General features: G+C 73.0%; 10 protein-coding genes. 5 read left to right on the top strand and 5 right to left on the bottom strand.

All coding sequences use genetic code 11. The features are described 5' to 3' along the window. Nucleotides 1-254, top strand: a 254-nt coding sequence (locus E1300_RS43340; protein ID WP_242619770.1) for a response regulator transcription factor, incomplete at its 5' end; no start/stop codon positions are given. Nucleotides 255-556: 302 nt separating this feature from the next. After that, nucleotides 557-1,489: a nitroreductase/quinone reductase family protein gene (locus tag E1300_RS43335; RefSeq protein WP_131763103.1), complete on the top strand. Its 933-nt coding sequence runs from the start codon at nucleotides 557-559 to the stop codon at nucleotides 1,487-1,489. A 41-nt stretch (nucleotides 1,490-1,530) separates the two neighbouring features. On the opposite strand, the gene E1300_RS43330 is transcribed toward E1300_RS43335, so the two are convergent. The 3 genes from E1300_RS43330 to E1300_RS43320 all read right to left on the bottom strand — a co-directional run bounded on the left by E1300_RS43330 (nucleotide 1,531) and on the right by E1300_RS43320 (nucleotide 4,054). Next, on the bottom strand, nucleotides 1,531-2,664 hold the full coding sequence (locus E1300_RS43330; RefSeq protein WP_131763102.1) for a serine hydrolase domain-containing protein: 1,134 nt from the start codon (nucleotides 2,662-2,664) through the stop codon (nucleotides 1,531-1,533). A gap of 143 nt (nucleotides 2,665-2,807) precedes the next feature. Next, nucleotides 2,808-3,287: an SgcJ/EcaC family oxidoreductase gene (locus E1300_RS43325; RefSeq protein WP_165503255.1), complete on the bottom strand. Its 480-nt coding sequence runs from the start codon at nucleotides 3,285-3,287 to the stop codon at nucleotides 2,808-2,810. Nucleotides 3,288-3,328: 41 nt separating this feature from the next. Then, nucleotides 3,329-4,054, bottom strand: a complete 726-nt coding sequence (locus tag E1300_RS43320) for a hypothetical protein (RefSeq protein WP_131763100.1) — start codon at nucleotides 4,052-4,054, stop codon at nucleotides 3,329-3,331. Between the two features lie 78 nt (nucleotides 4,055-4,132). On the opposite strand from E1300_RS43320, the gene E1300_RS43315 reads away from it, so the two are divergent. Further along, nucleotides 4,133-4,741 carry a PadR family transcriptional regulator gene (locus tag E1300_RS43315; protein ID WP_131763099.1) on the top strand — a complete coding sequence of 203 codons (609 nt, stop codon included), beginning with the start codon at nucleotides 4,133-4,135 and terminating at the stop codon, nucleotides 4,739-4,741. A 22-nt stretch (nucleotides 4,742-4,763) separates the two neighbouring features. Here the strand turns inward: E1300_RS43315 and E1300_RS43310 are convergent, their stop codons facing one another. Together E1300_RS43310 and E1300_RS43305 are read right to left on the bottom strand one after the other, a co-directional pair. Continuing rightward, nucleotides 4,764-5,831 (bottom strand): NAD(P)H-dependent amine dehydrogenase family protein, encoded by a 1,068-nt coding sequence (locus tag E1300_RS43310; protein WP_131763098.1) that lies wholly within the window; start codon nucleotides 5,829-5,831, stop codon nucleotides 4,764-4,766. Next, a complete protein-coding gene (locus E1300_RS43305; protein ID WP_131763097.1) occupies nucleotides 5,828-6,616 on the bottom strand; it encodes an SDR family oxidoreductase in 789 nt (262 codons plus the stop codon). The genes E1300_RS43310 and E1300_RS43305 overlap by 4 nt, the downstream gene beginning before the upstream one ends. Nucleotides 6,617-6,830: 214 nt before the next feature. Between E1300_RS43305 and lanKC the strand changes: the two genes are divergently transcribed. Beyond that, a complete protein-coding gene (gene lanKC, locus E1300_RS43300) occupies nucleotides 6,831-9,404 on the top strand; it encodes a class III lanthionine synthetase LanKC (protein ID WP_131763096.1) in 2,574 nt (857 codons plus the stop codon). A 6-nt stretch (nucleotides 9,405-9,410) separates the two neighbouring features. Next, nucleotides 9,411-9,521, top strand: a complete 111-nt coding sequence (locus E1300_RS43295; RefSeq protein ID WP_131763095.1) for a SapB/AmfS family lanthipeptide — start codon at nucleotides 9,411-9,413, stop codon at nucleotides 9,519-9,521. Nucleotides 9,522-9,764 lie beyond the last annotated feature (243 nt).

Genomic DNA, 9,764 nt, shown 5'->3' with positions numbered 1-9,764 from the left:
CCCGCGCGCGCCTGGACGCCGGACGCGCGGCGCCCGGCCCGTCCGCCGCGCCCGGCCCCTTCGCCGCGCTGACCGTCCGGGAGCGGGAGGTGCTGTCGCTCGTCGCCGAGGGCCGCAACAACCGGGAGATCGCCGCGGCGCTGTTCATCTCGCCCAAGACGGCGAGCGTCCACGTGTCGAACATCCTCGCCAAGCTGAACGTCACGAGCCGCACCCAGGCCGCCGCCGTCGCCCATCGCAACGGCCTCCGATAACGCGTATTGCGCCGCCGCCGCCACGCCATTATGGTTGATCACGTGACTGCCGGGTCGGCCTTGGGCCACGCACGAGTGAGGCACCCGGCCACGGCGTGACCGCCGGGCCGGCCAGAGGGCCGCCTCCTCCTCCGCACCTCCTCCCACCTGCACCGCGACGCCTCGGGCGCCGCCGCTGCCGCGCGCCCGCGCACTGACCGCGGGACGCATTCCCTTTTCCTTTCACGCCACGGCCGCGTCCGATCCCGTGGCGAATTTTGCCTGCCCGGAAAACGCGGCCACTCCCCTTTCCCAGGAGAACAATGCCCGTCGATTCCCACCGTTCCTTCGATTCCGGCCGGTCGGCCGATCCCGCCCCGCCCGCCGACTCCCAGCCCGCCGGCTTCGAGCCCGCCGACTTCAACCGGCGGGTCATCGAGGAGTTCCGCGCCGGCCGCGGCCGCGTCGGCGGCCCGTTCGAGGGCGCCCGGCTGCTGCTGCTCACCACGACCGGCGCCCGCTCGGGCGCCGCGCACACGGTCCCGCTCGGCTACCTGCCCGACCTCGACGGCCGCGTCCTCGTCATCGCGTCCGCGGGCGGCGCGCCGGCGGATCCGGCCTGGTTCCGCAACCTCGTCGCGAACCCGCGCGTCACCGTCGAGTCGGGCCTGTTCACCTACGAGGCGGACGCGGTCGTCCTGGACGGCCCCGAGCGCGACGCCGCGTTCGCCCGCGCCGTCGAGAGCGACCCGGGCTGGGCCGCCTACGAGGCCAAGTCGGGTCGCACGCTGCCCGTGGTCGTCCTCGTCCCCGTGCCCGGCCCGCCCGCCGTCGACGGCGGTCCGGGCGGCCACCTCCTCGCCGTCCACGACGTGTTCCGCCGCGAACTGGAGCTGATCCGCAAGGAGGTCGCCGCGTCCGGCGCCGCGCTGGGCGCCCAGTTGCGGGTGAACTGCCTCAGCCTGTGCCAGGGCCTCAGCAACCACCACACCGGCGAGGACACCCTGCTGTTCCCGCCCCTGGAACGCGACAATCCCGATCTCGCCGAGGTGATGCCCGTCCTCCGGGAGGAGCACGAGCGCATCAAGGCGCTGATGGACGCCCTCGGCTCCGTCCTGGCCGCCCCCTCCCCCGACCCGGCGGCCCTCCTGCCCGAGGTCGAGCGCCTGACCGCGGAACTGGAAGCGCACCTGGACCGCGAGGAGGAGGCACTGATCCCCGTCCTCAACGCCCTCCCCGCCGAGCCCCAGGGGTAGAGGCCGGGCACGCGGAGCGTTGATGGTGCCTGCGCCGGGCTTCAGTTCGTCGGGCAGAGGACGGCTTGGCCGGCCTTCGCCATCTCCGGGATGACGGTGGCATCGTCGACGCTCCGCGTGACGGAGATCTCGAACTGCCGCCGGCCGTCCCCCGTGTAGAGCATCAGCGTGGTGTAGCCGATCCCCGAGCCGCCTTGCAGGTACAGGTCGTCCACGCACCCGTCCGCACGCTGCCGCACCTTGCCACCGGCGGCACCGCCGGTGAGGACCGCCTGGAGGGACGGCGGCAGCAGCCTGCCCTGGTCGAGGGCCCGCTGGAAGGCGCTGACGTCGTGCGTGGTCGAGACGACGTTGCCGGCGCCGAAGCCCCAGCTCGCGTTGGCGTGGTCCATGTCGCGCAGGGTGCCGGTGGAGTCGGGGTAGTAGCCGTGCCCGTGCGGGCCCTTGATCCCGTCCGGGGGCCTGGTGAGCGCGTAGCTCCGCGTCATGCCGAGCGGGCGGAACAGGCGCCGGTCCAGTTCGGCGGCGAGGGTGCGCCCGGTCACCCTCTCGATGATCATGCCGAGAAGGGTGTAGTTGGTGTTGGAGTAGGCGAACGTCTCACCCGGCTCGCCCGTGCGCGGACGGCCGCGCGTCGTCGCCACGACGTCGATGGGCCGGTAGTAGGTGGTGAAGTCGAAGACGTCGAACGACGGTTCGGACGATCCGTCCTTCGACCAGAAGTCCGGGATGCCGGAGGTGTGCTGGATCAGCTGCCGGACGGTGATCTCGTCGGCCCGCTCCACCAGCCCGCCGGCCACCTCCGGCAGCAGGGCGGCGAGCTTGTCGTCCAGGCCGACCCTGCCCTCCTCGACGAGCTGGAGCAGCGCGGTCGCCACCATCGCCTTGGTCTGCGAGCCGATGGCGAACCGAGAGTCCGCCGGGATCGTCCCGCCTTCGCCGTTGAGCAGCCGCGACCCGGCGGTGCCGGCGCCGGCGGGCCTGCCGTCCACGTACACGCCGCCGATCGCGCCCACCACGCCGGGCGTGCGAGCCAGCCCGTCCATCGCCTTCTGCACGTTCCCGACCGGTAACCGGGCGGCGGTGGCAGGCGAGGCCGGGGCCATCACCAGCATGGCGACACCGGCGGCCAGAGCGCCCCATCTCAGCCGCGGACGAACACCCTTATACGACACTGCGAGCTCCTTCTCGTGTCACGTTCCGAAGGCGGGCACCACGCCTCCGGCGTGAACCGCCGTGGTCCATGCCTCAACCCAAGCCACGGGACCGTTGCGGTGACGTATGCGGTCCCGCATACGCCCGCGATACACGTCCACTGCTAGGAGCTCATGAAGGTGTAGGACACCATGTGCGACACCAGCCACCTGCCGCCCTGGTACACGCAAACGCATGTGAACTTCGCCGACAGCGGCGGATAGGTCGTACCGTCGCTCCCCTTGAGACCACTGATCGTCGCGTCGCCGTCGACGACCGCGACATCGCGGGCCGGCCACTCGGCATGGGCGGCGTCGAGCTTGTGGGTGGTGCCCTTCATGGGTCCGGAGAAGGCGGCCTCCTGCTCTGTCCGGATGCTCCGGCGGCCTTCCGTCCGCCTGCCCTGCGGGCTGACGACCACGCCGTCGCGCGTCCAGTGCGAGGCGAACGCCGCCGCGTCCCCCGCGTTCCACGCCTCGTCGATGGAGCGGAGCAGCGCGGTGACCGCGCGGCGCTGATCATGCGCCGGGACGCGCCCGGCGTCCTGCGCCACGGGCTCGGCCGTCCGGCCGGTGGCCGCGCAGCCGCTCAACAGGATGACCACCGCCGCACCCGCGGCCGTCAGTGCACGAGATCGGAACATCGTCACGCTTCCTGGATCGGGTCGTAGGTACCGGTGCGCGGGTCATCGCCCGGTTGGGAACGGGCCCACTGCCGGGCCGGGAGCAGGGCCGCCGCCGTGAAGAGGATCAGGACGACGCCGAGGAGCACCACGCGGTAGTCGACGACGAGCGTCTCCTTGTACCAGCGGACGTCCTCCGCCGACAGCGTGCCGGTCGCCGTGTCCGTCCGGCGCTGGGCATAGACGAGGTAGGTCCAGACCCTGGAGGCGAAGTACACGAGCGCCGCGGAGACGAGGAGGACGCGCCGCCGCCCCGCCCGCCAGCCGACGAAGATCGTGGCGGGGACGATGAAGAGCTCCATCACCGAGTTCCCGGCGATGTAGTACGGGAGCGTGGGCGCCATCATCGCCGACAGGGTCCGGTACGTCGTCGAGGGCTCGTCCAGCGCGGCGCCCATGAGCAGGATCATCATGACGCCGCCGCAGCACAGGAACGCCGCGCAGATCACCCCGCAGAAGACGAGGACGTCCTCCGCCCGTGCCCGGCGCTCCGGTTTGCGGCCGATCCGTTTCGCGACGAACGCCGCCAGCAGCGCCCACAGAAGCCCGGCGACGGCGCCCAGCGGCAGGCCGGCCGCGCCCATGCCGGACGACCGTAACGACAGCGCCTCCGCGACGACGAGGAGAGGCACCGCGACGGTGTAGGGGCTGGACCATCCCGCCCGCTTCAAGTACGAGTCGTTCTCCATGGGCTGACCATAACATGGCTAGTCATTTTATGGATATTAATCGTCGGAGGGAGCCGTGCGGGCTGGGAGGATGGGGGCATGGCCGAAGGTCAACGCCGCCAGTCGCCGCTGGCGCTCGTCCTCCTCGCACTGCTGTCCGAGGAGCCGATGCACGCCTACCGGATGCGGCGGCTCATCAAGGAGCGCGGCAAGGACGCCGTCGTCAACGTGGAACGCAGCAACAGCGTCTACCAGGCGATCGAGCGGCTGCGGCGCGACGGGCTGATCCGGGTGCGCGAGACCCTCCGCGGCGAGGGGCGGCCCGAGCGGACGTTGTACGAGATCACCGGCGAGGGGCGGGACGCGCTCCGGCGGTGGCTCGCGACGGCGCTGTCCGTGCCCGCGCGCGAGTTCCCCGAGTTCCCCGCCGCCCTCGCCACGATGTCCGCGGCGACGCCCGAGGACGTGGCGGATCACCTGGAGGCGCGGGCGGCGGCGCTCTCCCGCCTCCTGGCCGAGACCGAGGCGCGGCGCGCGGCGGACGCGCGGACCGTCCCCCGCCTCTTCCTGATCGAGGACGAGTACTCCATCGCGATGGCCGAGGCCGAGCTGCGCTGGGTCCGGTCACTGATCGACGAGCTGAACCGTAAGGAACTGACCTGGAGCAGGGAGTGGCTCGACGGCCTCCGCGCCGACGGCGGTGAGTGACCGCGCGGGGCCGCGCGGTCACTCAGCGGAGGAGGCCGCGGCCGGGGATCAGGGGCAGGTCGAGGGCGGTGAGGAGGCCCGGGGGCGCCGCGACCACGGCGGGGACGGCGTTGACGAGGCGCATCGCGGTCGCCTTGAGCCCGGCGGTGTTGTGGTCGCCGTCCGAGCCGAGGAGCTGGAGGTCGACGGTGTAGTCCGGCTCGCCGCGGACCTCGACGCGGTAGCAGCCCGCGCCGGCGGGCTGCGGCCAGTCGGGGGCGAGGTCGTCGCGCAGGCGGGTGACGTGCTCCAGGACGACGACGGGCTCGCCGCCGCGCATGCCGCGGACCTCGAAGCGCAGCGCTGCGGCGGTGCCCTTCTCGATGGTGCCGGCGGCGACCTCGAACGTCTCGGGGGCGGGCAGGCGGGTGTGCCACTCGGTCACCTCGTCCAGCGGCACGCCGAGGCCGGCGGCGAGCTGCCGGACGACGCTGCCCCAGCCCATCGCGAGGACGCCGGGCAGCAGGAGCATCGGGGTGTCGTCGAGGGGGCGGCCGAAGCCCATGATGTCGAACAGGACCGTGCCCTGGTCGTAGGTGGCGTAGTTGAGGATCTCCATGCAGCGGAGCTGGTCGATGCGCTCGCTGATGCCGGTCACCGCGAGCGGGAGGACGTCGTTGGCGAAGCCCGGGTCGATGCCGTTGACGAACAGGGACGTGCCGCCCGCCGCGGCGGCCTCCCGCACCGGGTCGGACATCTCGGGCGGGACGACGCCGTCCGGGAACTGGAGGAAGACGGGGCTGCTGGAGACGACGTTGGCGCCGGAGCGCAGGATGCGGCACAGGTCGTCGATCGCCTCGGTGAGCCGGACGTCGGCCATCGCCGTGTAGACGACGCAGTCGGGGCGCAGCGCGAGCAGCTCCGCCTCGTCGCCGGTGGCGGTGACGCCGAGGTCGCGGCCGAGCCCGGCGAGGTCCCCGGCGTCCCGGCCGACCTTGTCCGGGCTGGAGACCCACACTCCGGCGAGTTCGAGCTCGGGGTGGGCGTCGATGCCGGCGATGGCGTGGCGGCCGACGTTGCCCGTGCTCCATTGGACGACGCGGTGGGTCACAGGTCCTCCAGGCCGAGGTCGAGGTTCGGGGCGTCGGTGCCGCCGTCGACCCGCAGGACGGAGCCGGTGACGTAGGCGGACGCGGGCGAGGCGAGGTAGAGGACGGCGGCGGCGACGTCCTCGGGGTCGCCGATCCGGCCGAGCGGCGTCTTGCTCTCCATCTGGGTGCGCAGCTCGTCGTTGGTCATGACGATGTCCAGGGCCGAGGTGGCGACGGAGCCGACGGCGATCGCGTTGACGCGGACGCGGGGCGCGAGGTCGAAGGAGGCGAGCCGGGTGTAGTGGGCGAGGGCGGCCTTGGCGGTGCCGTAGGCGAGGTAGCCGCGGCCCGCGACCCGTCCCATGACGGAGGAGATGTTGACGACGGAGCCGCCGCCCGCCGCGAGGAGGTGCGGGACGGCCGCGCGGGTGAGCGCGTGCGCGGTGCTCACGTTGAACTGGAACGCGTTCTCAAGGTACTCGGGGGTCGTGTCGAGGAAGGCGTTCGGGATCGTGCCGCCCATGTTGTTGACGACGATGTCGAGCCGGCCGAGGCCCTCGGCGGCGCGTCCGGCCAGCTCGGCGGCGGCCGCGGGGTCGCTGAGGTCGGCCGGGACGACGAGCGCCCGGCGGCCGGCGGCCTCGATCTCCGCGGCGACCTTGCGCAGCTGGTCCTCGGTGCGCGAGGAGATGGCGACGTCCGCCCCGGCCTGCGCGAGCGCCACCGCCGAGGCGGCGCCGATGCCGCGTCCCGCGCCGGTCACCACCGCGACCCGGCCCTCGATCCGGAACCGGTCCCAGATCACCGGCGCCACCTCCGTCCCGCTCGACTGTGCCGCACAGCCTAGGCCGGACTAGAACCTGTTTCAATATGCGTCGGTACGATGACGGACGCCCACGGGACCCTGGTAGATCTTCACGGGTCATTCGTTATTTCCGGTACTAGTGCCTTTCCGGGGAATGCGCCAGTCTTCTTCTCGTGACCGCCGCCGGGCGGGACCGACGAAGGGATTCGCCGCCGTGGACAAGAGGTACGAGCTTTACTGCCTCGCCGACGAGTTGTTCTACGACTCGCCGCCGGTCGCCCGGCGCACCGAATTCGACATCGCCGGCCGGTCCCTTCCCACGGGCTGGGAACGGGTGCGCGGCGACGAATGGACCGTCTACGTCCCGCCCGTGTCGCGGATCCCCTTGCAGGGCTGGAAGGTGCACGTCACCGGCTGCGCGAAAAGCGCGGACGCGGTCCTTTCCCGCACTTTCGACTACTGCGTCGAGAATGGCATCGAGTTCAAGCACCTGCGCGGTCCGGGAACGCTCCGGATGCGCAACGCGAAGTACGCGCCCCGCGGCGCGAGCGGCAAGCTCGTCACCATCTACCCCGCGGACGAGCGCGAGCTCGAAGCGATACTGGAGACGCTCGGGAAGGAGCTGGCCGGGCTGCCCGGGCCGTACATTCTCAGCGACCTGCGGATCGGCGAGGGCCCGCTGCACGTCCGGTACGGCGGCTTCGCCGAGCGGCGCTGCCTGGACGAGCGCGGGGAGCTGGTCGCGGCGCTGGAGAACGGCGAGGGCGAGCTGGTCCCGGACCGCCGCAACCCGGTGTTCAGCGTCCCGGACTGGGTGGCGCTGCCGCGCTGCCTGGAGCCGCACCTCGCCGCCCGCGCCGCGACGACGACCGCCGAGCTCCCCTACCGCATCGAGAAGGCGCTGCACTTCTCCAACGGCGGCGGGGTGTACCAGGCGACGGACCTGCGCACCGGCGAGAAGGTGGTGCTGAAGGAGGCCCGGCCGTACGCGGGGCTGGCCGCCGACGGCGCGGACGCGGTCGAGCGGCTGGAGCGGGAGCGCGACATCCTGACGATGCTGGACGGCATCGACGGCATCCCCGCCGTGCGCGGGTCGTTCACGCTGGGCGAGCACCACTTCCTCGTGCAGGAGTTCGTCGAGGGGCGGACGCTCAACACGTTCTTCGCCGAGCGGCACCCGATGCTCGACCCGGAGCCCGAGCCGGGGAAGGTCGCCGCCTACACGGCCTGGGCGCTGCGGGTGTACGAGGGCGTCGAGCGGGTCCTCGGGGCGGTGCACGAGCGCGGCGTCGTCTTCAACGACCTGCACATGTTCAACATCATGATCCGCCCGGACGACTCCGCCGCCCTGATCGACTTCGAGACGGCCGCGCCGGCCGCCGACAACGGCCGGCAGACCCTCGCCAACCCCGCCTTCCTCGCCCCGGCCGACCGCCGCGGCACCGCGGTCGACCGCTACAGCCTGGCCTGCCTGCGGCTGGCGCTGTTCGTCCCGATGACCACGCTGTTCGTCATCGACCGCGGCAAGGCCCGGCAGCTCGCCGACCTGGTCGCCGAGTACTTCCCGGTGCCCCGCCCGTTCCTGGACGAGGCCGTCGCGGAGATCGCCCGCGGCGTCCCGGAGGCGCCCGCGCCGGAGTTCGGGCTCGGCGCGGACGGCTGGGCGCGGTCGCGGGACCGCCTCGCCGGGGCCATCGACGCGAGCGCCACGCCGCACCGCGCCGACCGGCTCCACCCCGGCGACGTCGAGCAGTTCGGCGGGGCGTCGCTCGGCATGGCCCACGGCGCCGCCGGCGTCCTGTGGACCCTGGACGCGACCGGCGCGGGCCGCCGCCCGGACCACGAGGAGTGGCTCGCCGAGCGGGCCGCGAAACCGCGGCGCGGCACGGGCCTCGGCCTCTACGACGGGCTCCAGGGCGCCGCCTACGCGCTGGCCCGGCTCGGGCACCTCGACGCCGCGCTCGCGGCGGCCGGGCACTGCCTCGACGAGCGCTGGGAGCGGCTCGGCGACGACCTGTACGGCGGGCTCCCCGGCTACGCGCTCGTCCTCGGGCACCTCGCGGACCTCACGTCCGGCGGCGCCCTGCTCACCGCCGCCTCGGAGGCCGTCCGCATCGTCGCGGAGCGGGCGCCGGACGGGCCGAGCCCGCGCCCCGGCCTGATGTACGGCGGGGCGGGGGCGGCGCTGATGTTCGTCCGCTGGTACGAGCGCACCGGCGACCCGGAGATGCTCGACCTCGCGGCGGCGGCGCTGCGCCGCGACCTCGCCGCCTGCGTCAGGGACGGGAACGGCGCGCTCCACGTCGACCAGGGGTCCCGGGTGCTGCCCTACCTCGGCCGCGGCAGCGTCGGCATCGGCCTGGTGGTGGACGAGTACCTCGCGCACCGTCCGGACGAGGAGTTCGAGGACGTCCGCGAGGGCGTCCGGCTGGCCGCGATGTCGCGCTACTACGCGCAGCCGGGGCTGTTCTCCGGCCGGGCCGGGATGCTGCTGTACCTGGCCCGGCAGGACCGGGACGACCCCTGCGTGGCGCGGCACGTCCGCGACCTGGCCTGGCACGCGCTCCCGTACGCCGGCGGGCTCGCCATCCCGGGCGAGCACATGTACCGGCTGTCGATGGACCTGGCGACGGGCACGGCGGGCGTCCTGCTCGCGCTCGGCGCCGCCCAGCACGACGCACCGGTCGACCTGCCCTTCTTCGGGACCGGCCAGGTCCCCGGAACGGCCCACGAGTTCCCCGTGGAAACCTCCGCGGGTGCCACCTCTATCCAGCCCGAAAGGAGGTGAACGGACATGGCGCTTCTCGACCTTCAGGGGATGGTGAACGAGAACGGCGGCGGCGACGTTAACAGCAGCCTCAGCCTTCTCTGCCACAGCTCTCACAGCATCACGATCTGCCTGTAAGAGCCTTTGGCGGCCATGGCCCTCCCTGGGGCCATGGCCGCCATTGCCTTGCCGCCCCCTTGGCCGCCCCCCCTTGGCCGCCCCCCTTGGCCGCCGCTCCTTCAGCCGACACCGCCGTGCCGACAGCGCAGGAGAACCCCACGATGACCTCCGGCACGATCCCCGCTCCCCGGCCCCCGGCCCCCGGCGCGGACCGGCTGCTGCTGCGCGCCACCCGGCGCGCCGGCGGGTGGACGGCGCTCG

Source organism: Actinomadura fibrosa, assembly GCF_900659615.1.
GTDB lineage: Bacteria > Actinomycetota > Actinomycetes > Streptosporangiales > Streptosporangiaceae > Spirillospora > Spirillospora fibrosa.
Note: the sequence above shows the minus strand (reverse complement) of the source record. Positions and strands in the feature narration are given on the sequence as shown.

Bases quoted from the DNA above. Each gene is read 5' to 3' on its own strand.
- E1300_RS43335 (WP_131763103.1), top strand. From the start codon at position 557: ATGCCCGTCGATTCCCACCGTTCCTTCGATTCCGGCCGGTCGGCCGAT.
- E1300_RS43320 (WP_131763100.1), bottom strand. From the start codon at position 4,054: ATGGAGAACGACTCGTACTTGAAGCGGGCGGGATGGTCCAGCCCCTAC.
- E1300_RS43315 (WP_131763099.1), top strand. From the start codon at position 4,133: ATGGCCGAAGGTCAACGCCGCCAGTCGCCGCTGGCGCTCGTCCTCCTC.
- E1300_RS43295 (WP_131763095.1), top strand. From the start codon at position 9,411: ATGGCGCTTCTCGACCTTCAGGGGATGGTGAACGAGAACGGCGGCGGC.